We start from the raw sequence: 26,819 nt of genomic DNA on the forward strand, positions 1-26,819 counted from the left end.
ACTCTCCGTGAATGTTTACCCGTAATCGGGTGACACCACGAGAGCGGAACAGTCGGAGGAATAATCCGACCGTTCACAGCGTCCTCGCTGTGTGTATTTCAAAGGAACCTCAACCCGATCAGACGAAACCGATCAGGCCGGAGGTATCAACATATCTGGCGTTGACTTTTGGCACGCTGTTGAGTTCTCAAGGAACGGACGCTTCCTTTGTACTCACCCTCTCGGGCTTTCCTCCGGGCGCTTCCCTTCGGTCTTGCGTTTCCGACTCTATCAGATCTTTCCGATCCGATTTCCTCGGTGCCTTTCAGGTTCCCGCTTTCGCGTTTCCCTTTCCGGCGACTCCGACTTTATCAGAAGTTCTGAGTCGGTCTGACCGGCTCGTTCGTTTCCGATTTGATCGAGAGAGTGCTTCGTCGAATTCGAGATTCGGGAGGAAGCAAGCAGATGTTCACTGTGACCCTCGGGGATGAACCCCGTCTACAGGCAACTGTTCAAATCTACCTCCCCGCTAGCTCCGTGTCAACGGCTCTTGCGGGAACGAAGAGGACACTAGCAGCTCACCAAGGCCCGATGCACATCAGGCGGCCGTGGGCACCGTGGCGCTGCGTTCGGCCTCCTCCACGTCGCCCGTGTCACCTTCGCGTACGGCACGACGACCCAGGACGTAGACGTAGGCGAGGAAGGCCAGCTCGGCGACGACGCCGATGGTGATGCGGGCCCAGGTGGGCAGTCCGGACGGGGTGACGAAGCCTTCGATGGCGCCGGAGATGAAGAGGACCAGGGCGAGTCCGATGGCCATGCCTATGGCGGCTCGGCCCTCTTCGGCCAGGGCGATGCGCCGGCTGCGGGGGCCCGGGTCGATCAGGGTCCAGCCGAGGCGGAGTCCGGTGCCCGCGGCCACGAAGACCGCGGTCAGTTCGAGCAGGCCGTGGGGCAGGACGAGGCCGAGGAAGGTGTCGAGGCGCCCGGCCGACGACATCAGACCGAATCCGACGCCGAGGTTCAGCATGTTCTGGAACAGGATCCAGATGACGGGCAGGCCCAGGAAGACGCCCAGGATCAGGCAGAGCGCGGCGGCCCACGCGTTGTTCGTCCAGACCTGTGCGGCGAAGGAGGCCGCGGGGTGGCTCGAGTAGTACGTCTCGTACTGACCGCCCGGGCGCGTCATCTCGCGCAGTTCGGCGGGCGCCGCGATGGTCGACTGGACCTCGGGGTGCGTGCCGATCCACCAGCCGAGGAGCGCCGCGACGGCGGTCGACAGGAGTGCGGTGGGGACCCACCAGTGCCGGGCCCGGTAGACGGCGGCCGGGAACTGCCGGGTGAGGAAGCGGGTGACGTCGCGCCAGGAGGCTCGACGGGTGCCGGTCACGGCACTGCGCGCGCGTGCCACCAGCTGGCTCAGGCGTCCGGTCAGCTGGGGGTCGGGCGCGCTGGACTGGATCAGGGAGAGGTGAGTGGCGGTGCGCTGATAAAGGGCGACGAGTTCGTCGGTCTCGGCGCCGGTGAGTCGGCGCCGGCGCCGGAGCAGGGCGTCGAGGCGGTCCCACTCCGCGCGGTGGGCGGAGACGAAGACGTCGAGGTCCATCGGTGTGCCTGCTCCTCGGCTATCGTCAGCGGCTCGTCGTGGATCAGCTTGTCGTACTGCGGCGCGGTGCGTCCTCAGCTTGGCAGACTGGCGGGGACGGGGGGAGACGAGGGAAGGGCGGCGGGCGTGAGCGAGCTGGTGACGGGCGAGGCGGTGGCGCTGGAGCTGCGCCCCGCGAGGCTGCCCAGCAGGGCGTTGGCCGTGCTGCTCGACCTTGCGGTGGCCGTGGCTGTCTACATAGCGGTCACCATCGCCCTGGTGGCCTCCACCGCCTCCTTGGACATGGCGGCGCAGACCGCGCTGTCGATCGCCGTCTTCGTGCTCGTCCTGGTGGGTGGGCCGATCGCCGTCGAGACGCTCAGCCATGGACGTTCGCTCGGGAAGATGGCGTGCGGGCTGCGGGTGGTGCGGGACGACGGCGGGCCGATCCGGTTCCGGCACGCGCTGGTGCGGGGCCTGATCGCGGTGATCGAGATCCTCATGACGTTCGGGGTGGTCGCCTGTATCGCCTCGCTGGTGTCGGCGCGGGGGCGTCGGCTCGGGGACGTGTTCGCGGGCACCCTGGTCGTGCGGGAGCGGGTGCCGGTCGCGTCCGCAGGGTTCATGCCGCCGCCTCCGCCGTGGCTGGCCGGGCGTTTCTCGGGGCTCGACCTGTCCGCGGTGCCCGATGAGCTGTGGCTCGCCGTCCGTCAGTACCTGACGCGGATGGGGCAGCTCGATGCCCGCGTCGGCTGGGCCATGGCGGAACGGCTCGCCGCGGACGTGGCGGCTCGGACGGGCGCCCCGGTGCCGCAGGAGGTTCCGCCGCCCGCCTATCTCGCGGCCGTGTTGCAGGAACGGCAGGCGCGGGAGGCGCGGCGGGCGTTCGGGGGTGCGGCCGTGGGTGCGGATCCGGCGGCGACGGCATCGCCGCGTCCTCCGGTCACTCCTGTAGCTCCTCCTGTGGCTCCTGTAGCTCCGGTCACCCCTGCCCCTCCCCCACCGAGTTCCTCCGCCGTGCCTCCGGCCGCGCCGTCGGACGGGCGCCCCGGTTCCGGTACCGGGTTCGTGCCGCCCGCGTAGTTTCACGGGAACGCGGACGGCGGCGACTCCAGGTCCTCCAGCTCGATGCCGGGGGCCGCGAGCACTACGTCGCCGGCGATGTGCACGGCATGCTGCTCGCCGGTGTCCAGGGCTGTGACCTGGTATTCGTCCACGGTGAGGGGGCCGTTGTCAGTGGCGTGTGCTTCTCTCTTCAGCAAGGCCCAGGACTGGTCCACGGTGCGGGGGGCGAGGACCGGGTCGGTGAGGGCGACGAGGCGTAGGCGTGTGGCTGATCCGGAGGGGGTGAGGCGCAGGAGACGGGTGACGGCGACGAGGAAGGCCGGGGAGCTGCCGGTGAAGGCGTGGGCGCGCACATTGCCTTCGGTGGCGTGGACTCCGGTGGGGTCGGTACGGACCCAGGTGATGCCGTCGATGGCCGCGCCGCGTACCTGCCAGTCGGCGGCGTGGAGTTCGAGGCGGATGGGGCGGCCGAGTTCGTCGAGGGCGAGGTCGACGGAGCCGTGGTGTTCTCCGGTGGGCGTGGTCAGCCGGGAGACGTAGCGCCAGCCGGAGGGTCCGGGGGCGCACTGGAAGTGTTCTTCTGCGAGGGGGGTGTGGTCATGCGGGTCGTGGAGCGAATAACGGCCGCGGGGCATGGTGGTCCTGGAGGGTGACGGGCTGCTGTTCCGGCCGCTGCGGCGCCAACGGGGCAGGCCCCCGGCACGGGGGTGCGGGGGCCTGTCTCGGAGGAGCCGGCAGGGCTCAGTAGCGGTAGTGGTCCGCCTTGTAGGGGCCCTCGACCTTGACGCCGATGTACTCGGCCTGCTCCGGGCGGAGCGTGGTCAGCTTGACGCCGAGGGAGTCGAGGTGGAGGCGGGCGACCTTCTCGTCCAGGTGCTTGGGCAGCACGTACACGTCGGTCGGGTACTCGTCGGGCTTGGTGAACAGCTCGATCTGGGCCAGCGTCTGGTCCGCGAACGAGTTGGACATGACGAACGACGGGTGGCCGGTCGCGTTGCCCAGGTTCAGCAGGCGGCCCTCGGAGAGGACGATGAGGACCTTGCCGTCGGGGAAGGTCCAGGTGTGGACCTGCGGCTTGACCTCGTCCTTGACGATGCCCGGGATCTGGGCGAGGCCGGCCATGTCGATCTCGTTGTCGAAGTGGCCGATGTTGCCGACGATGGCCTGGTGCTTCATCTTGGCCATGTCCACGGCCATGATGATGTCCTTGTTGCCGGTCGTCGTGACGAAGATGTCGGCCTGGCCGACCACGTCGTCCAGCGTCGAGACCTGGTAGCCGTCCATCGCCGCCTGCAGGGCGCAGATCGGGTCGATCTCGGTGATGATCACGCGGGCGCCCTGGCCGCGCAGGGACTCCGCACAGCCCTTGCCCACGTCGCCGTAGCCGCAGACGACGGCGGTCTTGCCGCCGATCAGGACGTCGGTGGCGCGGTTGATGCCGTCGATCAGGGAGTGGCGGCAGCCGTACTTGTTGTCGAACTTCGACTTCGTCACGGCGTCGTTGACGTTGATGGCCGGGAACAGCAGGGTGCCGTCGCGGTGCATCTCGTACAGGCGGTGGACGCCGGTCGTGGTCTCCTCGGTCACGCCGCGGATCTCGGACGCCAGCTGGGTCCACTTCTGCGGGCTCTCGTTCACCGTGCGGGTGAGGAGTTCGAGGATGACGCGGTGCTCGTCGGACTCGGCGGTGTCGACCGAGGGGACCTTGCCGTCCTTCTCGTACTCGACGCCCTTGTGGACGAGGAGGGTGGCGTCACCGCCGTCGTCCAGGATCATGTTCGGGCCGCCGGTGGGGGTGTTCGGCCAGGTCAGCGCCTGCTCCGTGCACCACCAGTACTCCTCCAGGGTCTCGCCCTTCCAGGCGAAGACCGGGACGCCCTGCGGGTTGTCCGGCGTGCCGTTCGGGCCGACGGCGATGGCGGCGGCCGCGTGGTCCTGGGTGGAGAAGATGTTGCAGGAGGCCCAGCGGACGTCGGCGCCGAGGGCGACGAGGGTCTCGATGAGTACGGCGGTCTGCACGGTCATGTGCAGGGAGCCGGTGACGCGGGCGCCGGCGAGGGGCTGGGCCTCGGCGTACTCCTTGCGGATCGCCATCAGGCCCGGCATCTCGTGCTCGGCGAGAGTGATCTCCTTGCGGCCGAACGCGGCCAGGGAGAGGTCGGCGACCTTGAAGTCCTGTCGGTTGTCGACAGTCGTCATTACGGGCTGCTCCTCGGGTTGGGTCGAGGTGGGTACGGCTGACCTGCGCGGCGGCGGACACAGGGGTGTCCCGGAAGAGGACACAGGCATGCCCGCGTACGCGCAGCGCAGTCCGTCGGAGGCCCTCTCTCCCTCGGCCGGTCCGTCCTGGACCGCCCGACCGCCATCAGCAGCGACGTCTGGCTCCACCCCAAGCTACACCGCGGACGTCCGTGGGCGTCAGTGGGCGTCGGGCGGTGTGGCCGGGCCGCCGGGGGTCGCCTCGCGGTCCGGTCCCTTGGCGGCCTCGGACTTGTTGTAGATGTCCGGCTCCAGGTAGATGACGCGGGCGATCGGGACGGCCTCGCGGATGCGGGACTCGGCGGCGTCGATCGCGGAGGCGATCTCGGTGGCCGTGCCGTCGTGGCGGACGGCGATCTTGGCGGCGACGAGGAGTTCCTCGGGGCCGAGGTGGAGGGTGCGCATGTGGATGATGCCGGTGACGGTGTCGCCGGCGACGATCGCGGCCTCGATCTGCTGGACCGCCTCGGGGCCGGCGGACTCACCGAGGAGCAGGGACTTGGTCTCGACGGCCAGGACCAGCGCGATCACGATGAGCAGCACGCCGATGCACAGGGTGCCGATGCCGTCCCAGACGCCGTCGCCGGTGAGCAGGGCCATGCCGACGCCGCCGAGGGCGAGGATCAGACCGACGAGGGCGCCCAGGTCCTCCAGGAGGACGACCGGCAGCTCCGGGGCCTTGGCGTGGCGGACGAACTCCTTCCAGGACTTCTGTCCGCGCAGGGCGTTGGACTCCTTGATGGCGGTCCGGAAGGAGAAGGTCTCGGCGATGATCGCGAAGACCAGGACGCCCACCGGCCAGTACCAGTGCTCGATCTCGTGCGGGTGCTTGATCTTCTCGTAGCCCTCGTAGAGGGCGAACATGCCGCCGACCGAGAAGAGCACGATGGAGACGAGGAAGGCATAGATGTAGCGCTCGCGGCCGAAGCCGAAGGGGTGTTGGGGGGTGGCGGCGCGCTTGGCCCGCTTGCCGCCGAGGAGCAGGAGTCCCTGGTTGCCGGAGTCGGCCAGGGAGTGCACGGACTCGGCGAGCATCGACGACGATCCACTGAAGAGGAACGCCACGAATTTCGCTACCGCGATCGAGAGGTTGGCGAGCAGTGCCGCCACGATCGCCTTGGTTCCGCCTGACGCGCTCATGTGTCGCGTTGTCCCTTCGCCTTCGTCTGCGTCCGTACGCCGGTGGGGGCGCGGCCGGTGACCGGCTTTGCCCCTCCTTTGCGGTGCGCCATTGTTGCAGCCCTCGGCGGCTCCCGGGTGCCGGGTGATCCGTCGTGTGCGCGTCAGGCGGGTGTCAGACGCGCACGGTGGCCCGGAAGATCGTGCCACTCCCGGACACTTCGGCTTTTTCGCCCGCGGGGACGAAGACGGAACGGCCGGGCGTCAGTTCGTGGTCGCCGGCCCGTACGGTGCCCGCCGTGCAGAGCAGGATCTGCGGGGTGGGCAGGGTGAGGTCGTGGGCGCCGGTGCCCTCGGGCAGGACGTGGCGGGACAGGCGGAACTCGTCGATCGGGGTCTCGTAGACCTCTTCGCCGTCCGGGGACGCCTCCGGGCGCAGCACGCCGGGGTCGCCGGCCTCGAAGCGGACGATGCGCAGCAGTTCGGGGACGTCGACGTGTTTGGGGGTGAGGCCGCAGCGCAGGACGTTGTCGGAGTTGGCCATGATCTCGACGCCGAGGCCGTTCAGGTAGGCGTGCGGGATTCCGGCGCCGAGGTAGAGGGCCTCGCCGGGCTGGAGCCGGACGTGGTTGAGGAGCATCGCGGCGAGGACGCCGGGGTCGCCCGGGTAGTGGTGGGCGATGTCGGCGTAGGGGGCGTAGGCGCCGCCGAGGCGGTCGCAGGCGGCCGCGACCTCGGTGACCGTGTGGGACATCTCCTCGGGGTCGGCCGTGAGGACGGCGGTGAGGACCTCGCGCAGGGCGGCGTCCTCGGGGTGTGCGCGCAGCAGGTCGACGTACGGCTTGAGGGAGGCGACGCCGAGGCCGTCGAGCAGGTCGGCCGTCTCGGTCGGCGGGCGGAAGCCGCACAGGCCGTCGAACTCGGTGAGGGCGCAGATCAGTTCGGGCTTGTGGTTGGCGTCCTTGTAGTTGCGGTGCGGGGCGTCCAGGGGGATGCCGCGGCGTTCCTCGTCCGCGTAACCGGCCCTGGCCTGGGCGAGGTCGGGGTGGACCTGGAGGGAGAGCGGGGCGCCGGCGGCGAGGAGCTTGAGGAGGAAGGGCAGCCGGGGGCCGAACTTCGCCACGGAGGCGGCGCCCAGTTCTTTCTCGGGGGCGGCGTCGACGACCTCGGCGAGGGTGCCCCGGCCGGTGCGGGAGGGGGCGCCGGGGTGGGCGCCCATCCACATCTCCGCCTGCGGTTCGCCGGTCGGCTCGGTCCCGAGCAGGGTCGGGATCGCGGTGGTGGAACCCCAGGCGTAGGGGCGGACGGTGTTGTCGAGGCGGTCCATGGGCTCTCTCTGCCGGTGCGTGTCCTGTGCGTGCGGTGCGTTCCCGATGGTGCGTACGGGATCAGGCGCCCGAGGCGAGCGCCAGGTAAACGGCGGCGAAATCCGTGATGGCGATCAGTTCGGCGAGGGTCTCCAGTTCGCCGCCCGCTTCCGGCTCCAGTTCGCTCATCGGCGTGTCGTGGCTGAGGGCCAGTTCACGGGCGTTGGGGGCGGCGGTGAGGCCCCCGCTGGGGCGGTCGCGCAGGAGCACCACGCGCGCGTGCAGGGCGGGTGTCTCCTCGACGCGGTCGCGGAAGAAGTCGTCGGGGTCGGCGCCGGCGGCGAGGCGTCCGGCGAGCAGGGCGGTGTGCGCGGCGAGCGCCTCGGGCAGGTCGGCGACGACGGCCGGGGTGCCGGACAGTTCGGCGAGCGCGGCGGCGAAACGGCGGCCGGCGGGGCCTGCGGAGGTGCCCTCGGTCCAGATCACCGGGAGGGAGTCGGCCAGCTCGGCCGCCAGGGTCTTGGCGGGGTTGCTGTACGTCACGATGGCGGGCCCGCAGCGTTCGGCGATGCGGTCGAGGCGGTCGGCGATCTTCTCGACGGCCTCGGGCGGCGCGTCGAGCAGGGCGGTGCGGTCGAGGAGTACGAGCAGCGGCGTGAGCAGCGCCCACAGGACTCCGGGGGCGGCACCGGCGAGGGGTTCGTCCTGGTCGTACGGGGCGGTCGCCATCGGGATGAACAGGCCGTGCGCGGCGTTCACCGACTCGCTGAGCGGGCAGCCGGCGGGGGCGACGGCGACGACCGTGCAGCCCCGGCGGTAGGCCTGTTCGGCGAGCAGGGAGAGGCCCGGCTCGGTGCCGTCGGGGGTGGTGATCAGCAGGAGGTCCACGGAACCGGCCCAGCCGGGCAGTTCCCAGCGCAGGGCGCCCGCGGCGGGGGCAACGCCGGTGGGTGCGAGGCGGGTGACGGGGCTGCCGGCGCCGGCGAGGGTGCCGAGGAGGTCGGCGGCGTGGGTGGCGGCGGCGCCGGGGCCGGCGATCAGGACGGCGCGGGGGCGGCCGTCGGGCTTGAGGTTGCCGACTCCGGCCTCGGCGGCGTGCCGGGCGGCGGTGCGTACGCGGGCACCGGCCTCGGCGGCGCCGCGCAGCAGGCCGCGGTGGTCGGCCTCGGTGAGGCGCTCCGGGGTGTCGAGGAGCGATTCGTCGAGCATGGCGGCAGGTCTCCGATCGCCGGGGCGTTCGTTCGGTTGCGCGGGGTCGCGGGGTCGCCGAGTGGCCGGGGTGCCGGGTCGCTTCGCCGTCGGTCAGGCGGGGCGGCGGGCCTCGTCGACGAGGAGGACGGGGATGCCGTCGCGCACCGGGTATGCCAGGCCGCAGTCCTGGCCGGTGCAGATCAGTTCCGCGTCCTGCTCCTTGAGGGGGGCGTGGCAGGCGGGGCAGGCGAGGATCTCCAGGAGGCCGGCTTCGAGCGGCATGGGGGTTCCCTTCGGGGGCGGTTTGTCTTGTGCGGATGTGCTGGTCAGGGTACCGCCGGTGGGGGCGTGGTGGAGGGGCGCCGCCCCTCTTGTGACCCCGCCAGGGGGCTCCGCCCCCTGGACCCCCGGCCTATGCCCACCCACCACCCGAAACTGTGCGCTGAAGAGCGGGCCAAGGACACAGACTCACCCCCGCCGCCCCTCACCCCCTGATGATCGCCAGCGCCGCGTCCCGCGCCTTCGTCATCGTCGGCTCGTCGCGGGCCTCCGCGTTCAGGCGGAGGAGCGGCTCGGTGTTGGAGGGGCGGACGTTGAACCACCAGTCGGCCGACGTGACGGTGAGGCCGTCGAGGTCGTCCAGGGTGATGTCGTCGCGGCCCTCGTACGCGGCCCTGATCGCGGCGAGGCGGTCCGCCTGGTCGGCGACGGTGGAGTTGATCTCGCCGGAGCCGGCGTAGCGGTCGTACTCGGCGACGAGGGCGGACAGCGGGCCCTGCTGACCGCCGAGGGCGGCCAGGACGTGGAGGGCGGCCAGCATGCCCGTGTCGGCGTTCCAGAAGTCGCGGAAGTAGTAGTGCGCGGAGTGCTCGCCGCCGAAGATGGCGCCGGTGCGGGCCATCTCGGCCTTGATGAAGGAGTGGCCCACGCGCGTGCGTACCGGTGTGCCGCCGTTCTCCTCGACGACCTCCGGGACGGACCAGGAGGTGATCAGGTTGTGGATGATCATGCCCCGGCCGCCGTTGCGGGCGAGTTCGCGGGCGGCCACGAGGGCGGTGACGGCGGACGGGGAGACCGGGTTGCCGTCCTGGTCGACGACGAAGCAGCGGTCGGCGTCGCCGTCGAAGGCGAGGCCGAGGTCGGCGCCCTCCTCGCGGACGCGCTTCTGGAGGTCGACGAGGTTGGCCGGGTCGAGCGGGTTGGCCTCGTGGTTGGGGAAGGTGCCGTCCAGTTCGAAGTACATCGGCACGAGGTCGAGGGGCAGCCCGGCGAAGACCGAGGGGACGGTGTGGCCGCCCATGCCGTTGCCCGCGTCGACGACGACCTTCAGGGGGCGGATGGCGGTGAGGTCGACCAGGGAGCGCAGGTGGGCGGCGTAGTCGGCGAGGGTGTCGCGCCGGGTGACGGTGCCCGGCCGGGACGCCGGTTCCGGGGCGCCGGTGTCGCTCCAGCGCTCCACGAGGGCGCGGATCTCGGCGAGGCCGGTGTCCTGGCCGACGGGTGCGGCGCCCGCGCGGCAGAGCTTGATGCCGTTGTACTGGGCCGGGTTGTGCGAGGCCGTGAACATGGCGCCCGGCAGGTCCAGCGCGCCGGAGGCGTAGTACAGCTGGTCGGTGGAGCACAGGCCGATCTCGGTCACGTCGGCGCCCCGGGCCGCAGCCCCGCGCGCGAAGGCGCCGGACAGGCCGGGCGACGAGGGCCGCATGTCGTGCCCGACGACGACGGCGTTCGCGCCGGTCAGCTCGACGAAGGCCGCGCCGAACAGCTCGGCCAGCGACTCGTCCCACTGGTCGGGTACGACACCGCGCACGTCGTACGCCTTCACGATCTGCGACAGATCAGCAGCCACGGCCAACCTTCCTGAAAGTCCCGTCGGTGTGCACAAACTACCCGCACCCACCGGCCGGCCGTCGCGCGGTTCCCGAAGGTCAGGGCAGCATCCAGCCCAGGACGACCGTGGACTGGCCGACCACGATCAGGCACATCACCAGCAGCAGGCCGAGGCTCCAGGGCAGTACCTTGCGCAGCAGGTCGCCCTCGCGGCCCGCTAGTCCGACGGCCGCGCAGGCGATGGTGAGGTTCTGCGGGGAGATCATCTTGCCGAGGACACCGCCGGAGCTGTTGGCGGCGGCGAGGAGTTCGGGAGAGAGACCGGACTCCCGCGCGGCGGTCACCTGGAGGGCGCCGAAGAGCGCGTTGGCCGAGGTGTCGGAGCCGGACACGGCGACGCCGAACCAGCCGAGGACCGGGGAGAGGAAGGCGAGCCCGGCGCCCGCCGCGGCGACGAAGTGGCCGATGGTGGCGGCCTGCCCGGAGAGGTTCATGACGTAGGCGAGGGCCAGCACCGAGGTGACGGTGAGGATCGCGAACCGCAGTTCGTGGACGGTCGCGAGCCACTCCTTGACCGCCACGCGCGCGTGCACGCCGAGGACGACGGCCGTGATCAGCCCGGCGAACAGGACGAGCGTGCCGCCGGTGGAGACGATCGGCCAGGAGAAGACGTTGCCGCCCACCGGGTTGCCCTCGGGGTCGGCCACGTCCAGGAACGGCCAGTCGTAGGTCTGGGTCGCCCGGGCCAGCCAGTCCTTGACCGCCGGGATCTGCGCGACGGAGAAGACGGCGACGATCAGGGCGTAGGGCGCGTAGGCGCGCAGCACCTCCCGGCGGGGGTCGTCCTCGTCCAGTTCCTCGCTGCGGGCGCCGGTCAGGACGGCCGCCCGGACGGGTTCGGCGGCGGGCCTGCGGGAGTGCGGTACGGCGACCAGGGCGCCGGCCCCGACGAGGGCGGCGGCGATGTCGGCGAGCTGGGCGGAGATGTAGTTGGAGGCGACGAACTGGGCGACGGCGAAGGCGACTCCGCAGGCCATCGCGGGCACCCAGGTCTCGCGCAGTCCGCGCCGCCCGTCCACCAGGCCGACCAGCAGCAGCGGGACGATCAGGGCGAGCAGCGGGGTCTGGCGGCCGACGACGGAGGCGACGTCGTCCAGGGGCAGCCCGGTGACCTGGGCCAGCGTGACCACGGGGGTGCCCATCGCGCCGAAGGCGACCGGCGCGGTGTTGGCGACCAGCGACACGACCGCCGCGCGGACCGGGTCGAAGCCGAGCGCGACGAGCATGACCGAGCAGATCGCGACGGGCGCCCCGAAGCCGGCCAGGGCCTCCAGCAGGGCTCCGAAGCAGAAGGCGACGACGAGGGCCTGGATGCGGGGGTCGTCGGAAAGCCGCCCGAAGGAGCGGCGCAGGATGTCGAAGTGCCGGGTGCGGACGGTCATCCGGTAGACCCACAGGGCGTTCACGACGATCCACAGGATGGGGAAGAGGCCGAAAACGGCTCCCTGGACGGCGCTGGAGGCCGTCTGGTCCAGCGGCATCCCGTACGCCAGCCACGCCACGAGTACGGCCGCCAGGAGGCCGGTGAGGCCCGCCAGGTGCGCCTTCATGCGGACGCCGCCCAGCAGGACGAGGACGATCACCAGGGGCAGGGCCGCCACCAGGGCGGACAGGCCGAGCGAACCGGCGACGGGTTCCAGTTCCTGCACGTACACGGGCGCCTCCCCGGATTCCGCATTGCGAAAGCGTTTTCTCACGGCTTCCGGAATGGTCGTGTCCGCGACAAGGCAACGTCAATGGGTGTGCAGCAACGGATGTGACGGGAGATGCCGGGGCGGGCGAACGGGCCTGCTCAGTTGTCCGGCGAGCGCAGCACGCGCAGATGACCGCGGCGCGCGACCTCCATCGGGTCGGCCGTGCGCCCGCCGCCCCCGGCCGCCCGCTCCTGGGGGCGGGCCGCCTCGCGCACCGCGTTGGCAAGCGCTTCCAGGTCGTCGCCGCTGGGGCGGGCCGGGGCCGACCCGTCGAGCAGGCGGACGACCTCCCAGCCGCGCGGGGCGGTGAGGCGCTCGGAGTGCTCGGCGCACAGGTCGTAGCAGTGGGGTTCGGCGTAGGTGGCGAGCGGGCCGAGGACCGCGGTCGAGTCGGCGTAGACGTACGTCAGCGTCGCGACGGCGGGACGGCCGCAGGCGGTGCGCGAACAGCGACGTACAGGGCTCACGATGTTGGACGGTACCGCACTCTTGAGCGGGCCGCGACGACTCTCCACCAGGTCACACCCCCGTGTCGTGGCGTGAAACGCCCTACGGACCTCTCGGAACACACCCCGGTGACCTGCGTGGACGCCGGTTTCCGGGAGTCGGGACCACCATGGAAGCGGTCACGACCTGATACAAACAGCGACATTTGCCTTGAGTTCCACGGTCGTGGAGAGATACGGAATCGAGCCCAACCTTGGCTGGAATGGTCATCCGACGACAAGCCGCGTCTCGGGCCTCGGCGCTGTCCGGTCCGCGTGTGCGGCCGGGCGCGCGACCTCGGCGGGGACTACCCTTCACCAGTGATGGACAACCCCGTGACGCCCCGTGATGCCGGTCGCCCAGGGCCCCGCCGTCGTGATCGCCACGGCCGGGGCATGCGCGGTCCGGTGGCGCCCCCGCAGGTGCCGCTCGCCGCGAGCCGCGGCGAGGTGTTCGCGGACCTGGTGCAGGACTCCGTGGAGCGCCTGGAGCGGCGGTGGCCGCAGCTCGCCGACATCGATTTCCTCGTCCTCGACGTACCCCGGCTGGACGGGCCCGGGGAGCTGTGGAACGACGAGGCCGTCCCGCTCGGCGGCACGGTGCCCTCGCGTGAGGGCAGGCGGGGACGGGTGGTCGTGTACCGGCGGCCGGTGGAGATCCGGACCAAGGGCCGGGACGAACGGGCGGCACTGGTGCACGAGGTCGTCGTGGAACAGGTCGCCGAGCTGCTGGGGCTGACGCCGGAGACGGTGGATCCGCGGTACGGGGAGGACTGAGGGCGCGGGGCGCCGTCCCCCTCCCCGGTCGCGCGTTCTACTTCTGCCTACTTCTGCAGCACCGAGAGGTCTTCGTCCGCGTTCGGCACCGAGACCGTCCCCCGGTCGTCGGGGAGGGTCTGGACGGTGAAGGACGCCGCGTCGTCGTCCGAGACGGTCAGGGTGCGGGACGCGTGGACCGCCCCCCCGGAGACGGTCTCGACGGTGAGCGCGTAGCCGCCCTTGAGGCCGGCCGGGACTGGTGCCTCGACGTTCTGGGTGGTGCCGCCCTTGACCGTGTACGTCTTGGTCGCCGTCGTGCCGCCCTCCGTGCCCGCCGACGCCGTCACCTTCACCTCGGCGCCCTCGCCGGGGGCGGTCAGGGCCAGGGTCGTGCCCTTGGCGCGGTTGTCCGCGGCCGTGGCGCGCGCTCCGACCGGGTCGGTCGCCGGGATGAACGCCGACTCCTGCTCGCCGCCCTTGCCCCGTACGACCCGGACCGCGGCCACCACCGGCACGGCCCCGTCCGTCGGCGTCAGCACCAGCGAACCCGCCTCGCCGCGCGTGACCTCGCCGAGGTCCACGCCCGTCGTCATGCCGGACTTGACGTGCACCGTCTCGTGTCCGGCGGGGGTGATCAGCCCCGACGGCGAGGCGAGCCGCACCTTCAGGTCGGCGTCGGTGCCGCCGGGGGTGAACAGCACCAGGCGGACGGCGGTCGCGTCCTGCGGGATGCCCGGCAGCACGAGGTCGCCCGCCGGGTCCGCGGCCGCGGTCAGCCAGTCGCCGCCGGTCTTGTCGTCCAGCGCCTGCACCGCGGCCCCGACCCGCCCGCTGCGCACGCCGACGTGCACGGTCACGTCGGTCTCCTTCACGTCGGCGAGCGTGGACAGCAGCAGGGCCTCGGTGCCGTGCGGCGGCACCGTGACGCCCTCCCCCACCGTGGACTTGAGGGCTCCGTCCTTGCCGTAGAGCTCGATGTCGACGACGGCGGCCGAGTCGTCGGGGTTCGTCAGGTGGACGTAGTCGGTGCGGCCGGCCGCCGTGCTGGCGCCCGGGAACCAGAACTCCGTGTCCGGAGCCGTGCAGTTGACCCCCTGGAGGCCCCGGCCCGTCCCGGCGGCGACCTCCGTGGTCTGCTGCACCGTCCAGCCGGGCGCCTGACCGCCCTCGGCGGTGCCGATGAGTGCGGGCGTGTCGGAGCCGGAGGTCTTGCCGGTGGCGGGGGTGCCGGGCTTCTTGGGCTCGACGGGCGGCTTCGCGGCCTTCCCGTCGTCCTTCTCGTCGTCCTTCTTCCCGTCCTCGGCGTCCCCGGCCTCGTCGCCCCGTGCCGCGGTGGTGAGCGCCGCCTCGCCCTTCTCCTCGGCGCCCTTCGTGACGGGCGTGAAGGAGGTGTACTGGGTCTCGGCGAGGTCGGACGTGCTGGGCGCCGGGCAGAGCAGGCTGGTGCGCTCCACGGGCAGCCGGGCGGCCGGCGCGGCGGTGTCGGTGCCGGAGCCGTCCGGGGTGGCGACCGCCGCGAATCCGGTGACGGCGGCGAGCGCGGCCGCGCAGGCGATCAGGGACAGGGTCGTGCGCTTCACTGCTGGCTCCCGTCTGGACGCTCACTGCCCGTGCCGTGGGGGTGGTGGGGCTGGGAGGGGTCGTACGGCGCGTCGTATCCGCCCTGGCCGTACGCCTGGTCGTAGGCGGGGTCGTACCCGCCCTCCTGGGGCTGGGCCTGCGCCTGCTCGCCGTAGGCGTACGGGGCGTACTGGTCCGGCTCGTACGGGGCGCCGCTGCCGTCCTGGTAGGCGTCCGCGGGGTAGGGCTCCGCCTGGTACGGATCCCCCTGCTGGTACGGCTGCTGCGCGTACCCGCCCTGGTCGTACTGCTGCTGGACGCCGCCCTGGTACTGCTCCTGGCCGTAGGCGTCGTAGGTGCCGTACTCGGTCCGGTACCCCGTCGAGTCCCACTCGCCGTACGCCGGCTGCTGCGGGACCGGCGCCGGGGGCATCGGGGGCGCCGCGGGTGGTTCGGGCGCCTCGGGGGCGCCGTCCGCCGGTGCGACCGGCGGCTCGGTGTCCGTCCCGGCCTCGGCCTCCGCCTCCGCCTGGGCGCGCAGTCGCCGTGCCCGGCGTCCTTCGCCCTCCAGGGCCTCGGCGGGGATCAGCGGTTCCTCGGGCAGGTCGTCGTCGACGTCGCGGCGCCTGCCGGGCAGCGCGAGGACGACCAGGACCACGGCGAGCAGGCCCTGGGCCCACAGCCAGACGCTGTGGGTGAACGGGTCGTCGTAGGTGACGTCCAGCCTGCCGCCGGAGGCGGGGAGTTCGAAGCCCTGGGCCCAGCCGTCGACCGTGGTGCGACTGAGCGGCTTGCCGTCCAGGGTGGCGGTCCAGCCCTCGGCCGCGGTGTCGGCGAGGCGCAGCACGCGGCCGTCGGGGCCCGGTTCGATGTCGGTGTGGATGTCGACGGGTCCGGCCGCCACGGGCTGCGGCGCGCCGGTGGCGGAGTCGCCGCCCGACACGATGGTCGCGCGGGCGACCTCCTGGTCCACCCGCCACAGTCCGCTGCCGTCCTGCTGGCTCAGCCTGCTCAGGCCGGGGGTGGCGTCCAGGACCCGGGTGACCTCGCGGGGCGCGCCCTTGTGCACGAGCACGTAGCGCACGGCGAAGCCGCCGAGCTGGTCCGCCTGGTCCGCGCCGGAGCCGGCCACCAGGTTGGCGACGATCTTGTCGAGGGTGCTGTTCTCGCCGTCCTCGGCGGCCAGTTCGCCGTCGCCGAGGCGGGCTCCGGAGCCGCGGACCAGCATGTATCCCACGTGGGCGGTGGAGTCGCTGTCGAGGACGAGGGTGCGGGCCTGGTCGCGGGTGCGGCTCTCCTCGGCGACGAACGCGGGCACCTGTGCGGGGTCGCGTCGCTCGACAGGGCCGTCGGCGCCCCCGATCATCCACCCGGTGGCGGCGATCAGCGGGCCGACGGCCGAGGCGAGGGCGATCAGCGCGGCGACGGGCTGGCGCCAGCCGAAGCTCTGCTCGGCGACGCGGAAACGGGCTCCGTCGGCGCCGAGGGTCGCGGCGGCCAGCAGGGCAATGCCGTAGACGAGGGTGGCGGGGCCGGCCCAGGTGGAACGGTTGGAGAGGACCGCGAAGACGAAGCCGGCCAGGGCCACGGCCCACGCGACCCGGATGCCCAACTGCCGCTCGGAGCGCAGCAGGGCGGCCAGCGCGGCCAGCACGATGCCGATGAGGACCAGCCCGCCGGTCGTCCCCGGGCCGCCGGGGCTGGCGCCGAGCAGGTCGAGAGCGGAGGCGGCCGACGCGCCGTACTCCAGTCCGGCCTCGTCGAAGAAGCCGAAGGGCAGCAGCGACAGCGACCAGGGCGCGAGCAGCAGCAGGGGGGTGCCGAGCTGGGCGAGGAAGCGCAGTCCGTACGCGGTGATCTCGCCGCGGCGCAGGGCCAGGACCCCGAGGCCGAGGAGGAGCGCGAGCGGCCACACGACGGGCGTGAAGGCGGTGGTGACCGTCAGCAGCAGCGCGTACGCCCAGGTGGCGCGCCAGCTGCCGCGGGCGCCGGACGTGCTCGTCAGACCGGCCGCCGCGACGCCCGCGCGGGCGATGAGCGGCAGCAGTACGGCGAGGACGGCGGTGCCGATGCGGCCGCCGGCGAGGGCGCCGGTGGCGGCGGGCAGGAAGGCGTAGGCGACGGCCGCCCAGGCGCGCAGCAGCCGGGACATGACCAGCGGTCGGGACGCGAAGTACGCGGTGGCGCCGGCCAGGGGCACCGAGCCGACCAGCAGCAGGGTGACGGCGGTGCCGGTCGAGCCGAGCAGCGCGGAGGCCAGCGCCGCCAGGATCGCGAGGTAGGGCGGCGCGGAGGCGGTGCCGCCGGTGCCGACCGTGTGCCAGGCGTCCGCGTACCGCGACCACAGCTCGCCGGCGTCGGCCGGGGCGGGCAGCAGCGCGCCGCCCGCGAGGGCACCGCCGCCGAGGAGGGCTCGGCAGGCGGCCAGGGAGGCGAGCAGCAGGATCAGGAAGAGCACCGGGCCGGGCTTGCGGGCGATGCGCTTGAGGCGGGCGAACTGCTCGATCTCCAGGAAGTCGGCGTCGTCGCCGCCCGGTCCGGACTCGATGCCGCCGCCGTGCCGTCCGGCGCCCGCGGCGGTCTCGGCCTCGGAGCTGCCGACGAGGTTGCCCGCGACCTGTTCGACGGTGACGCGGATGGTCGCTCCGGGGGGCGGGAACAGGGGGCGCAGTTCGTCCTTCTCGACCTGCGGGCGGCCGCGTTCCCGCCGGGCGGCGATGATGCGCTCGGGGCGCAGCAGGACGCCCAGCAGGCCCCGGATCTCGTCGAGCGCCTGCCCGGGCACCTTGCCGACGAGATAGGCGACGGTGCGCAGCATCGTGCCGAGGACGATGCGCAGCAGCACCCAGGGCAGGGCGGCCGTACGGACGTTGACGAGGAGGGTGTGGACGGCGCCTGCCTTGTCCACCTTGTGCGGGGAGGCGGTGGTGCGGCCCGCGCAGTCGACGGCGCGGCGCTCGCGGGAGGCCGCCTCGGCGTGGCGGACGACCGCCTCGGGGGCGATGAGGACGCGCAGTCCGGCGGCGTGCGCGCGCCAGCACAGGTCGACGTCGTCGCGCATCAGGGGCAGCCGGCGGTCGAACCCGCCGAGCCGTTCGAAGACATCACGCCGGATCAGCATGCCGGCGGTGGACACCGACAGGACGGGCCGGACGTGGTCGTGCTGTCCCTGGTCCTGTTCGCGGCGGTCCAGGCCGGTCCAGCGGCGGCCGGAGTTGGCGATGGAGACGCCGACCTCCAGCAGTTGCCGGCGGTCGTACCAGCCGCGGAGCTTGGGGCCGACGACGGCGACGTCGTCGCGGCCGAGTTCGTACTCGGTGTCCACGACGCGCAGCAGCTGGGCCAGGGCGTCGGGTTCGGGGGCGCAGTCGTCGTGCAGCAGCCACAGCCACTGGACCGGCTCGCCGTGGGGCAGTTCGGGCAGGTCGTAGGCGTCGTCGCGCCAGGTGCGCGTGACGGGGTCCCAGCCGCTGGGCCGCTTCAGGTACGGCAGGTCCTCCGGGGTGAGGACGGGGACGGTGCGGGCCGCCTCCTCGACGGCCTGGCCGAAGCCGGTGCGCCGGGCGAGGTGCAGCACGTGGTCGCCGCCGAGGGCTTCGCCGACCAGCCGGGCCGAGTCGTCGGCACTGCCGGTGTCGGCGGCCACGGCGTACTGGACGGGGCGCTCCTGGCCGAGCAGCCCGGCGAGCGCGTCGGGCAGCCAGCGGGCTCCGTCGTGGGCGACGAGGACCGCGGTCACGACGTGACGCGGGAACTCAGGTGTGGCAGCGAGGTCTTGCTGGGCTGCCGTGTGACTCTGCACGGACATCGAGGTACGGGCCCCGGTTCGGTGGACTGCGGTGGACGCCCGTGCCTGTGGGGAATGGCGGGGCGTCTCGGACGAGCGCCCACACTATCGGCTGGACAGCAAGAGGGCCCGCCGCCTGTGGACAACCCACCTGCGAGGGGCCGTTCCCGCTGGTCCCGCCGTTCGCGCCGGTTCTGGCGCCTCGTCAGACGGCGGCCTTCTTCAGCCGGCGGCGCTCCCTCTCGGACAGGCCGCCCCAGATGCCGAAGCGCTCGTCGTTGGCAAGGGCGTACTCGAGGCATTCGGAGCGGACCTCGCAGGCGAGGCAGACCTTCTTGGCCTCGCGGGTCGAGCCGCCCTTCTCGGGGAAGAAGGACTCGGGGTCGGTCTGGGCGCACAGTGCGCGCTCCTGCCAGCCGAGCTCCTCGTCCGCGTCGTCGACCAGCAGTTGCTGCACCGTCTCGGTCATGTGCGCCCCTCGTCTGTCTTCGCGTCCCCGTGATCTGGCCGTTACCGATTCCGGCTGAACGACACGAGTGAAATTACAAGTGTGCTGCTCCGGGCGAGTCAAGCCGAGATCTGCTATTGGGCCCCTTATTCACTCTGCGGAACCAAGGCAAAGCGGAAAGTGTTCAAATCGCCATAAACCTTGACATCCCAAAGAGGCCCGTCCGGGCACTCGACCCGCGCTCCGCTCGTACCGGGGAAGACGCCCAGGCGTTCGATCCCGTTCCGATATACGCGCCGAAGCGAACCTGATCACATTCGGGTCACAGGATCACTACGGGGGTTGTGCGCCCGGCTTGTGCGCCATGTGTCCCGGGACCCCCCTGAACAAACCTTTCCCCTGCGAGATGAACCGGAAGAGGTGAAACATGTCCCACATACCGGGCATCGAGTTGACAGTGCCGGTGTGAACCGGTGTCCTTGTGGGCATGCTCGCGAACTTGGCGCTCGCCTCGACCCGCACCGCCGGGTCCCACGGTGCTGCCCGCGCTCGCTGTAGCTGTTGCCGCTGTTCCAGCTGTTGAGCCAACCGCGCTCCGGCTGTCCCCAGAGTCCACGCGACTCGATGCTCCATTTCCCGCCCCACCAGGGCGTTCTTGGTCATCCGTTCCGCCCGCCGCACACTTCCGCCGAGGAACCACCGCACCCATGAACAGCGACAGCGACCTCCAGATCGCCGGCGACATCCTCGAAGTCCCCCACCTCCTCCAGGCACCCCGCGAGCACCCGGCCACCGTGGCCGAGTTCGCCGGGCTGGCCCGCTCCCTCGCCGACGACCGCTCCGAGTGGGAGCACCTCGTCCGGTACGACGCGACGACACGCTGGTACCACCGGCTGCGCACCGGCCCGGGCTACGAGGTGTGGCTGCTGTCCTGGGTACCGGGACAGGGCAGCGGACGCCACGACCACGGCCCCTCCTCCGGCGTGTGGACCGTCCTGGAGGGGACCCTCACCGAGCACACGGAGCGCGGCACGCGCGCGTTGCGGGCCGGCACCCAGCGCGTGTTCGCACCCGGGCACGTGCACGAGGTCGTCAACGACGCGCTGGAGCCCGCGGTCAGCCTGCACGTCTACTACCCGGGCCTCACCGAGATGCCCATGCACGCCCCGCAGTGCTCGGCCGCCACGTCGCGGGACGCGGACACCGGCGCCGTGCCGACTGCCTGACGCGGTGTCGTACCCGCCTGCAAGACTGGGGCCATGCGCATTGTGGTTCTGGCAGGCGGCATCGGCGGTGCCCGGTTCCTGCGTGGTCTGAAGCAGGCCGCGCCCGACGCGGACATCACCGTCATCGGCAACACCGGGGACGACATCCACCTCTTCGGTCTGAAGGTCTGCCCGGACCTCGACACGGTGATGTACACGCTCGGCGGCGGCATCAACGAGGAGCAGGGCTGGGGACGGGCCGACGAGACCTTCCACCTCAAGGAGGAGCTGGCGGCGTACGGCGTGGGGCCCGAGTGGTTCGGCCTCGGCGACCGCGACTTCGCCACGCACATCGTGCGGACGCAGATGATCACCGCGGGCTTCCCGCTCAGCGCGGTGACGCAGGCCCTCTGCGACCGCTGGAAGCCCGGAGTGCGCCTCATCCCGATGACCGACGACCGCGTGGAGACCCACGTCGCGGTCGAACTGGAAGGGGAGCGCAAGGCGGTCCACTTCCAGGAGTACTGGGTACGGCTGCGCGCCTCCGTCCCCGCCGAGGCGGTCGTGCCGGTCGGCGCCGAGCAGGCCAAGCCGGCACCGGGCGTCCTGGAGGCCATCGCCGAGGCGGACGTGATCCTCTTCCCGCCGTCCAACCCGGTGGTCTCCGTCGGCACCATCCTCGCCGTGCCCGGCATCCGGGAGGCGATCGCCGACGCCGGGGTGCCCGTGGTGGGCCTGTCCCCGATCGTGGGGGACGCGCCCGTGCGCGGGATGGCCGACAAGGTGCTCGCGGCGGTCGGCGTGGAGTCCACGGCGGCCGCGGTCGCCGAGCACTACGGCTCGGGGCTGCTCGACGGCTGGCTGGTCGACACGGTCGACGCGGACGCCGTCACGCGTGTGAAGGCGGCCGGCATCCTCTGCCGCGCCGTACCGCTGATGATGACCGACCTCGACGCCACGACGCGGATGGCCCGGGAGGCGCTGACGCTCGCGGAGGAGGTGCGGGAGGCATGAGCGACGGCACGCGCGACGACGCCCTCGGCCGCCCGGAGGGCTACCGGGTGTGGGCCCTGCCCGGCCTGCCCGAGGTGCAGCCCGGCGACGACCTCGCCAAGCTGATCGCCGCTGCCGAGCCGGGGCTGGCCGACGGGGACGTGCTGCTCGTCACCTCCAAGATCGTGTCCAAGGCCGAGGGCCGCGTCGTACGGGCCGCCGACCGGGAGGCCGCGATCGACGCGGAGACCGTGCGGGTGGTGGCCAGGCGCGGCCTGCTGCGCATCGTCGAGAACCGGCAGGGGCTGGTCATGGCGGCGGCCGGCGTCGACGCCTCCAACACCCCGTCCGGCACCGTACTGCTGCTCCCCGAGGACCCGGACGCCTCCGCGCGCGGCATCCGCGAGGGACTGCGCGACACGCTGGGCGTCGACGTGGGCGTCGTCGTCACCGACACCTTCGGGCGCCCCTGGCGGGCGGGGCTCACGGACGTGGCGATCGGCGCCGCCGGTGTGCGGGTCCTCGACGACCTGCGCGGCGGCACGGACGCGCACGGCAACCCGCTCGGCTCCACCGTCGTCGCCACCGCCGACGAGCTGGCCGCGGCGGGCGACCTGGTCAAGGGCAAGGCGTCGGGTCTGCCGGTCGCCGTCCTGCGCGGGCTGCCGCTCCTGGTGGCCGACGACGACGGGGAGGGCGCGCGGGCGATGGTGCGCGGCGCGCGCGACGACATGTTCCGGCTGGGCACGTCGGAGGCGGTACGGCAGGCGGTCACCCAGCGCCGTACGGTACGGGCCTTCACGGACGAGCCGGTCGATCCCGGCGCGGTACGCCGGGCGGTCGCGGCGGCGGTCACCGCACCGGCGCCGCACCACACGACACCGTGGCGGTTCGTGCTCCTGGAGTCCGGGGAATCCCGCACCCGGCTGCTGGACGCGATGCGGGACGCCTGGATCGCGGACCTGCGGCGGGACGGCAAGAGCGAGGAGTCCATCGCCAAGCGCGTCCGGCGCGGGGACGTGCTGCGCAACGCGCCCTACCTCGTCGTCCCCTGCCTGGTCATGGACGGTTCGCACGTGTACGGGGACGCGCGGCGGGACGGGGCCGAGCGGGAGATGTTCGTCGTCGCCACCGGCGCGGGCGTGCAGAACCTGCTCGTCGCGCTCGCCGGGGAGCGGCTGGGGTCGGCGTGGGTGTCCTCGACGATGTTCTGCCGGGACGTGGTGCGGGAGGTGCTGGGGCTGCCGGGCGACTGGGACCCGATGGGTGCGGTGGCGGTCGGTCATCCGGCGGAGGAACCTCGCGCGCGGCCGGAGCGGGACGCGGGGTCGTTCATCGAGGTGCGGTGAGGCCTCTACTCTCGTAGAGGCTCTCTCCTTTCTTCTCCCGCTTCCCTTCCTCTTCCTCTTCCGCTTCTCCCGCGCTTCGCTCAAGGACCTCACTCGTGGCAGGACGTTTCGCTCCCCGGCCCCCGCGTGCCGCTGTGCGTGGCGGGATACCCCGGCAGGGGGTCGCGCCGGGCCGGGTACGGGTGTGGGTGCCGGACGGGCCGCTGGAGCTGGGGCTGGTGCTCGGGCCGCTGCGGCGCGGGCCGGGCGATCCGACGTTCCGGACGACACCGGACGGGGCCGTGTGGCGGACCAGCCGCACGCCCGGCGGGCCGGGGACGCTGCGGGTCACCGCGCGCGGTGACGAGGTGCGGGGCGAGGCCTGGGGGCCCGGAGCGGAGTGGCTGCTGGAGCAGCTGCCTCGGATGCTGGGCGCCGAGGACGACCCGTCCGCGTTCGTGCCGAGGCACCGGCTGCTGGCGCTGACGCGGCATCGGCGGCCGGGGCTGCGGCTGACGCGGACCGGGCTGGTGCTGGAATCGCTGATCCCCTCGGTCCTGGAGCAGAAGGTCACGACGCTGGAGGCGTACCAGGCGTGGCGGCTGCTGGTGCGGAAGTTCGGGGAGCCGGCGCCGGGGCCCGCGCCCGGGCGGATGTGTGTCATGCCGTCGGCGCGGACGTGGGCGCTGATCCCGTCCTGGGAGTGGCATCTCGCCGGGGTGGACAACAAGCGGGCGTCGACGATCCTGCGGGCGGTGCGGGTCGCCGCGCGGCTGGAGGAGGCGGCCGGGATGGAGCCGGGGGCGGCGCAGGAGCGGCTGGAGCTCGTGTCCGGGGTCGGGCCGTGGACGTCTGCGGAGACCGTGCAGCGCAGTCATGGGGCGCCGGACGCGGTGACGGTGGGGGATCTGCATCTGCCGGGGATCGTGGGGTTCGCGCTGGGCGGGGACCGGTACGCGGACGACGCGGAGATGCTGCGGCTGCTGGAGCCGTATGCCGGGCAGCGGCATCGGGCGGCTCGGCTGGTGCTGCTGAGTGGGCGGGTGCCGGGGCGGCGGGCGCCGCGGATGGCTCCGCGGGGGATTGAGCGGCTCTGACTGGGCCGGGGGTGACGCTGCGGCCGGCGTGGGGTGGGTGACGCGGCCCGGCGTTCACGTCGCACCCGGCGTGGGTGCGGGCGCGGGGTGGGTGACGCGGGCCGGCGCTGGCCGGGTGCCGCCGCGCCCACCCGTGCCGCCCCAGCGGCACGACTGCCCGCAGCTGGGGGAGACGGCGGAGAGCCGCGTACGGCGGGAAGGGGTCGTGTCGGGGGGTGTCCGCCCGCAGCGGTTGGCGCGTCAACGGAGGTCACTTCTGTGGCCGACCGATTCCGCGCCGTTCCGAGGACGGACACCCCCCGGCGCGGCCCCGACCCACCACCGAACCCGAAGCGCTACGCGCACCCCCACCGAAGCAGCCACAGGCCGCCGCAGGCACCCCCCAGCGCTACGCGTCCGAGGAGAAGCGTAGGGATGCTGGGGGGATGTGGGCGTCGCACCAGATTCTGGCGCCGGAGCGGAGTTCGTTGTCGGCGCCGATGATGGCGCCGTCGCCGATGACCGTGTCGCTGAGGACCGAGCGGGTGCCGACGCGGGCGCGGGTGCCGATGAGGGAGTCGGTGATGACGGCGCCGGGCTCGATGACGGCGCCGGGCAGGATCGTGCTGCCGAAGACGCGCGCGCCCTCCGCCACGAAGGCGCCCTCACCGATCACCGTGCCGCCGGCCAGCTTCGCGTCGGGCGCGACCTGGGCCGTGGGCAGGACCAGGCGGTCCCCGCAGCGGCCCGGTATCGCCGGGGACGGGGCGCGGCCGAGGACCAGGTCGGCCGAGCCGCGCACGAAGGCCGCCGGGGTTCCGAGGTCCAGCCAGTACGTGGAGTCGACCATGCCCTGGAGGTGCGCCCCGGTGGCGAGGAGTTCCGGGAAGGTCTCGCGTTCGACCGAGACGGGCCGCCCCGCCGGGATCGTGTCGATGACCGAGCGGCGGAAGACGTACGCCCCCGCGTTGATCTGGTCGGTGACGATCTCCTCCGGGGTCTGGGGCTTCTCCAGGAAGGCGAGCACTCGGCCCGTGTCGTCGGTGGGGACCAGCCCGTACGCCCTGGGGTCGGTGACCTTCGTCAGGTGCAGGGAGACGTCCGCGCCCGTCGTCTCGTGGGTGCGGACCAGCGCGCCGATGTCCAGACCCGTCAGGATGTCGCCGTTGAAGATCAGGACCGGTTCGTCCGGCCCCGAGTGCAGCCGGGACGCCACGTTGCGGATCGCGCCGCCCGTGCCGAGCGGCTCCTCCTCGGTGACGTACTCGAGGTGCAGCCCCAGCGCCGAGCCGTCGCCGAAGTACGGTTCGAAGACCTCGGCCAGGTAGCTCGTCGCGAGCACGATGTGGTCGACGCCCGCCGCCTTCGCCCGCGCCAGCTGGTGCGTGAGGAACGGCACCCCGGCCGCCCGGACCATGGGCTTCGGGGTGTTCACCGTGAGCGGACGCAGCCGCGTGCCCTTGCCGCCGACCAGGAGGATCGCTTCTGTCACCGTCGTCTCTGCTTCCTGCCGGGACCGGCCGAACTGTGTTTCGGCCGGCCAGTGTATGCAGACCGTTCCTCGGCGCCCTCGACGGCCGTGCGGTGCTCCGCCCTCAGCGGCCCTGGTACCGCGCCGCCTTCGAGCGGCTCGTGTCGAGCTTGCCGTAGAGCAGCCTGCCGGGGCAGTTCGTCGCGAAGCCGTCGCGGTGACCGGAGATGACGTTCAGTCGTACGTTCTTACCTTTTCGGTAGAGATTGCCACCACCCGACTTCAGGTATGTCTTCCCGTCCGGATTCATGCCGTAGATGCCGAGCTTCCACGCGGTGAGCCGGGCGATCGCCTTCACGGCGGCCGACGACGGCTTCCTGTCGCTGTACGTGCCGAGAACGGCGATGCCCATGCTGTTGGAGTTGAACCCCAGGGTGTGGGCGCCGAGTACCGCTTTGGACACTCCCCCGGCGCGGCCCTCGTAGATGTTTCCGCACTTGTCGACGAGGAAGTTGTAGCCGAGGTCGCGCCAGCCCGTGCTGTGGACGTGGTAGCGGTAGATACTGCGAATGACTGACGGCGCCTGTGCGCAGCGGTAGTTGTTGCCGGTGGCCGAGTGGTGCACGAAGGCCGCCTTGACCTTCTTCGTGTACTCGAACCCCTTCTCCCGCAGCCCCTCGTCCGCGCCCCAGCCGTGGCGCGTGGTGATGCTCGGGCGGGCGCCGACGTACGGCTTGGCCTGCTGCCCGGTGCCGAGTTCGGCCTCGGTCCGGGCCTGACTGAGGGCCGGGATCTCGGTGGCGCCGAGCGGGGCGAGGCCGGCGTTGGCGGCGGAGGCGGCGAGCGCTTCGGCGGACGTGGCGGACGCCGCCGTGGTGCGGGGCTCGTTCTCCGGTCCGTCCTCCGGTCCGGGTGCCGCCGTGGGCGGGGCGCCCTTGCCGGGGTCGACGAGTTCGAGGCGCATGCCGGTGGGGAGCGTCGACGCGGTGGCCGCCGGGACGGCTCGGGTGGCGGCCTCGGGCCCGCTCTCCGCCCGGACCCGCACCTCCACCCCGTCGGACTCGCCCACCCACAGGGGTGCGGTGGCGCCGCGGACCCGGTCGGAGGTGCTCTCGGTGGTGCCGGGGTCGGCGGCGTGTTCGGCGTTGTGGGTCTCCAACTCCTGCCAGCCGGACCAGGCGCCGGTGGCGGTCGCGCGAGTACGGACCTCGACGCGGCCGTGCAGTTCGGTGCCCGGGTTGTCCCAGACGACGCCGACGAGCGAGAAGTGCCGTACGTCCCGGCGGGGCAGGCCCTGTGCGGCGGCGCCGGGGGCGCGGTCGCGGGCGAGGGGGGTGAGGGGCAGCGACTGGGTGCCGCCGGGGGCGTATGCCTCGGCCTGCGCCGCTCTCGGGGTCGTGGGCGGGGGCGCGGAGGTGGCCGCCGCCGCGGGTGGGGCGAGCGGGACGGCCAGGGCCGCCGCGGTCGTGACACCGATCGAGGAAGCAAGGAATCCACGCATGCCCCTGATACTGGACATGGTCATACAAATATGTCCATTTGAGATCTGACGGTCCGTAGGGTGTCTTCATCCGAACCGGTGGTGGTGCGGTACGCCGTCCGCTCGGTGCGGGTGTTG

Annotated in this window: 21 protein-coding genes; 6 read left to right on the forward strand and 15 right to left on the reverse strand. The window is 72.5% G+C overall.

Translation table 11 applies throughout. The annotated features are described in order from the left end of the window. Positions 1–577: 577 nt before the first annotated feature. Entirely contained in the window at positions 578–1,585 is a 1,008-nt protein-coding gene (locus ACFC1X_RS28295; protein ID WP_352155801.1) for a stage II sporulation protein M, read from the reverse strand. A gap of 126 nt (positions 1,586–1,711) precedes the next feature. Here ACFC1X_RS28295 and ACFC1X_RS28300 point away from each other — a divergent pair, with 126 nt between their 5' ends. Further along, the gene (locus tag ACFC1X_RS28300; RefSeq protein WP_376358522.1) at positions 1,712–2,647 is read left to right on the forward strand and encodes an RDD family protein; all 936 of its coding nucleotides are present in this window, start codon (positions 1,712–1,714) and stop codon (positions 2,645–2,647) included. Positions 2,648–2,649: 2 nt separating this feature from the next. Here ACFC1X_RS28300 and ACFC1X_RS28305 read toward each other — a convergent pair whose 3' ends face one another. From ACFC1X_RS28305 to ACFC1X_RS28345, 9 genes are all read right to left on the reverse strand, one after another. Beyond that, positions 2,650–3,264, reverse strand: coding sequence for a hypothetical protein (locus ACFC1X_RS28305; RefSeq protein ID WP_376358525.1), 615 nt, complete (start codon positions 3,262–3,264; stop codon positions 2,650–2,652). 106 nt (positions 3,265–3,370) lie between these two features. Beyond that, complete coding sequence (ahcY, locus tag ACFC1X_RS28310; protein WP_376358528.1) at positions 3,371–4,828, reverse strand: adenosylhomocysteinase; 1,458 nt, start codon at positions 4,826–4,828, stop codon at positions 3,371–3,373. A gap of 219 nt (positions 4,829–5,047) precedes the next feature. Beyond that, the gene (locus tag ACFC1X_RS28315) at positions 5,048–6,028 is read right to left on the reverse strand and encodes a cation diffusion facilitator family transporter (RefSeq protein ID WP_376358531.1); all 981 of its coding nucleotides are present in this window, start codon (positions 6,026–6,028) and stop codon (positions 5,048–5,050) included. Between the two features lie 154 nt (positions 6,029–6,182). Further along, a complete protein-coding gene (gene manA / locus ACFC1X_RS28320) occupies positions 6,183–7,334 on the reverse strand; it encodes a mannose-6-phosphate isomerase, class I (RefSeq protein WP_376358534.1) in 1,152 nt (383 codons plus the stop codon). Positions 7,335–7,395: 61 nt separating this feature from the next. Then, a complete protein-coding gene (locus ACFC1X_RS28325) occupies positions 7,396–8,523 on the reverse strand; it encodes an SIS domain-containing protein (protein ID WP_376358536.1) in 1,128 nt (375 codons plus the stop codon). Positions 8,524–8,616: 93 nt separating this feature from the next. After that, complete coding sequence (locus tag ACFC1X_RS28330; RefSeq protein ID WP_020940431.1) at positions 8,617–8,787, reverse strand: Trm112 family protein; 171 nt, start codon at positions 8,785–8,787, stop codon at positions 8,617–8,619. Between the two features lie 202 nt (positions 8,788–8,989). After that, positions 8,990–10,354: a phosphomannomutase/phosphoglucomutase gene (locus tag ACFC1X_RS28335; protein ID WP_376358540.1), complete on the reverse strand. Its 1,365-nt coding sequence runs from the start codon at positions 10,352–10,354 to the stop codon at positions 8,990–8,992. Positions 10,355–10,433: 79 nt separating this feature from the next. Then, positions 10,434–12,050, reverse strand: a complete 1,617-nt coding sequence (locus ACFC1X_RS28340; RefSeq protein ID WP_376358543.1) for an L-lactate permease — start codon at positions 12,048–12,050, stop codon at positions 10,434–10,436. Positions 12,051–12,187: 137 nt separating this feature from the next. Next, on the reverse strand, positions 12,188–12,604 hold the full coding sequence (locus tag ACFC1X_RS28345; RefSeq protein WP_352155793.1) for a DUF3499 domain-containing protein: 417 nt from the start codon (positions 12,602–12,604) through the stop codon (positions 12,188–12,190). A 294-nt stretch (positions 12,605–12,898) separates the two neighbouring features. On the opposite strand from ACFC1X_RS28345, the gene ACFC1X_RS28350 reads away from it, so the two are divergent. Then, complete coding sequence (locus ACFC1X_RS28350) at positions 12,899–13,351, forward strand: metallopeptidase family protein (protein ID WP_376358770.1); 453 nt, start codon at positions 12,899–12,901, stop codon at positions 13,349–13,351. Between the two features lie 47 nt (positions 13,352–13,398). Here ACFC1X_RS28350 and ACFC1X_RS28355 read toward each other — a convergent pair whose 3' ends face one another. From ACFC1X_RS28355 to ACFC1X_RS28365, 3 genes are all read right to left on the reverse strand, one after another. Next, a complete protein-coding gene (locus ACFC1X_RS28355; RefSeq protein WP_376358545.1) occupies positions 13,399–14,913 on the reverse strand; it encodes a DUF5719 family protein in 1,515 nt (504 codons plus the stop codon). After that, complete coding sequence (locus ACFC1X_RS28360; RefSeq protein ID WP_376358548.1) at positions 14,910–18,701, reverse strand: glycosyltransferase family 2 protein; 3,792 nt, start codon at positions 18,699–18,701, stop codon at positions 14,910–14,912. Before ACFC1X_RS28360 ends, ACFC1X_RS28355 begins: the two co-directional genes overlap by 4 nt. 184 nt (positions 18,702–18,885) lie before the next feature. After that, positions 18,886–19,149 carry a WhiB family transcriptional regulator gene (locus ACFC1X_RS28365; RefSeq protein ID WP_010034659.1) on the reverse strand — a complete coding sequence of 88 codons (264 nt, stop codon included), beginning with the start codon at positions 19,147–19,149 and terminating at the stop codon, positions 18,886–18,888. A 686-nt stretch (positions 19,150–19,835) separates the two neighbouring features. On the opposite strand from ACFC1X_RS28365, the gene ACFC1X_RS28370 reads away from it, so the two are divergent. The 4 genes from ACFC1X_RS28370 to ACFC1X_RS28385 all read left to right on the forward strand — a co-directional run bounded on the left by ACFC1X_RS28370 (position 19,836) and on the right by ACFC1X_RS28385 (position 23,751). After that, positions 19,836–20,354, forward strand: coding sequence for a cysteine dioxygenase family protein (locus ACFC1X_RS28370; protein WP_376358550.1), 519 nt, complete (start codon positions 19,836–19,838; stop codon positions 20,352–20,354). Between the two features lie 33 nt (positions 20,355–20,387). Next, complete coding sequence (cofD, locus tag ACFC1X_RS28375) at positions 20,388–21,347, forward strand: 2-phospho-L-lactate transferase (RefSeq protein ID WP_376358553.1); 960 nt, start codon at positions 20,388–20,390, stop codon at positions 21,345–21,347. Then, positions 21,344–22,675: a coenzyme F420-0:L-glutamate ligase gene (locus ACFC1X_RS28380; protein ID WP_376358556.1), complete on the forward strand. Its 1,332-nt coding sequence runs from the start codon at positions 21,344–21,346 to the stop codon at positions 22,673–22,675. The genes cofD and ACFC1X_RS28380 overlap by 4 nt, the downstream gene beginning before the upstream one ends. Positions 22,676–22,770: 95 nt before the next feature. Then, positions 22,771–23,751 carry a DNA-3-methyladenine glycosylase family protein gene (locus ACFC1X_RS28385; RefSeq protein ID WP_376358559.1) on the forward strand — a complete coding sequence of 327 codons (981 nt, stop codon included), beginning with the start codon at positions 22,771–22,773 and terminating at the stop codon, positions 23,749–23,751. A gap of 388 nt (positions 23,752–24,139) precedes the next feature. On the opposite strand, the gene ACFC1X_RS28390 is transcribed toward ACFC1X_RS28385, so the two are convergent. Continuing rightward, positions 24,140–25,222 (reverse strand): sugar phosphate nucleotidyltransferase, encoded by a 1,083-nt coding sequence (locus tag ACFC1X_RS28390; protein ID WP_376358562.1) that lies wholly within the window; start codon positions 25,220–25,222, stop codon positions 24,140–24,142. 103 nt (positions 25,223–25,325) lie between these two features. After that, positions 25,326–26,702, reverse strand: coding sequence for a peptidoglycan recognition protein (locus ACFC1X_RS28395; protein WP_376358565.1), 1,377 nt, complete (start codon positions 26,700–26,702; stop codon positions 25,326–25,328). Positions 26,703–26,819: the final 117 nt, after the last annotated feature.

The organism is Streptomyces sp. NPDC056128 (assembly GCF_042263835.1).
Lineage (GTDB): Bacteria > Actinomycetota > Actinomycetes > Streptomycetales > Streptomycetaceae > Streptomyces.

What these genes read in the sequence shown, in the direction of transcription:
- ACFC1X_RS28295 (WP_352155801.1), bottom strand. Translation starts at nt 1,585, where the DNA reads ATGGACCTCGACGTCTTCGTCTCCGCCCACCGCGCGGAGTGGGACCGC.
- ACFC1X_RS28305 (WP_376358525.1), bottom strand. Translation starts at nt 3,264, where the DNA reads ATGCCCCGCGGCCGTTATTCGCTCCACGACCCGCATGACCACACCCCC.
- ahcY (WP_376358528.1), bottom strand. Translation starts at nt 4,828, where the DNA reads ATGACGACTGTCGACAACCGACAGGACTTCAAGGTCGCCGACCTCTCC.
- ACFC1X_RS28315 (WP_376358531.1), bottom strand. Translation starts at nt 6,028, where the DNA reads ATGAGCGCGTCAGGCGGAACCAAGGCGATCGTGGCGGCACTGCTCGCC.
- manA (WP_376358534.1), bottom strand. Translation starts at nt 7,334, where the DNA reads ATGGACCGCCTCGACAACACCGTCCGCCCCTACGCCTGGGGTTCCACC.
- ACFC1X_RS28325 (WP_376358536.1), bottom strand. Translation starts at nt 8,523, where the DNA reads ATGCTCGACGAATCGCTCCTCGACACCCCGGAGCGCCTCACCGAGGCC.
- ACFC1X_RS28330 (WP_020940431.1), bottom strand. Translation starts at nt 8,787, where the DNA reads ATGCCGCTCGAAGCCGGCCTCCTGGAGATCCTCGCCTGCCCCGCCTGC.
- ACFC1X_RS28350 (WP_376358770.1), top strand. Translation starts at nt 12,899, where the DNA reads ATGGACAACCCCGTGACGCCCCGTGATGCCGGTCGCCCAGGGCCCCGC.
- ACFC1X_RS28360 (WP_376358548.1), bottom strand. Translation starts at nt 18,701, where the DNA reads ATGTCCGTGCAGAGTCACACGGCAGCCCAGCAAGACCTCGCTGCCACA.
- ACFC1X_RS28365 (WP_010034659.1), bottom strand. Translation starts at nt 19,149, where the DNA reads ATGACCGAGACGGTGCAGCAACTGCTGGTCGACGACGCGGACGAGGAG.
- ACFC1X_RS28370 (WP_376358550.1), top strand. Translation starts at nt 19,836, where the DNA reads ATGAACAGCGACAGCGACCTCCAGATCGCCGGCGACATCCTCGAAGTC.
- cofD (WP_376358553.1), top strand. Translation starts at nt 20,388, where the DNA reads ATGCGCATTGTGGTTCTGGCAGGCGGCATCGGCGGTGCCCGGTTCCTG.
- ACFC1X_RS28380 (WP_376358556.1), top strand. Translation starts at nt 21,344, where the DNA reads ATGAGCGACGGCACGCGCGACGACGCCCTCGGCCGCCCGGAGGGCTAC.
- ACFC1X_RS28395 (WP_376358565.1), bottom strand. Translation starts at nt 26,702, where the DNA reads ATGCGTGGATTCCTTGCTTCCTCGATCGGTGTCACGACCGCGGCGGCC.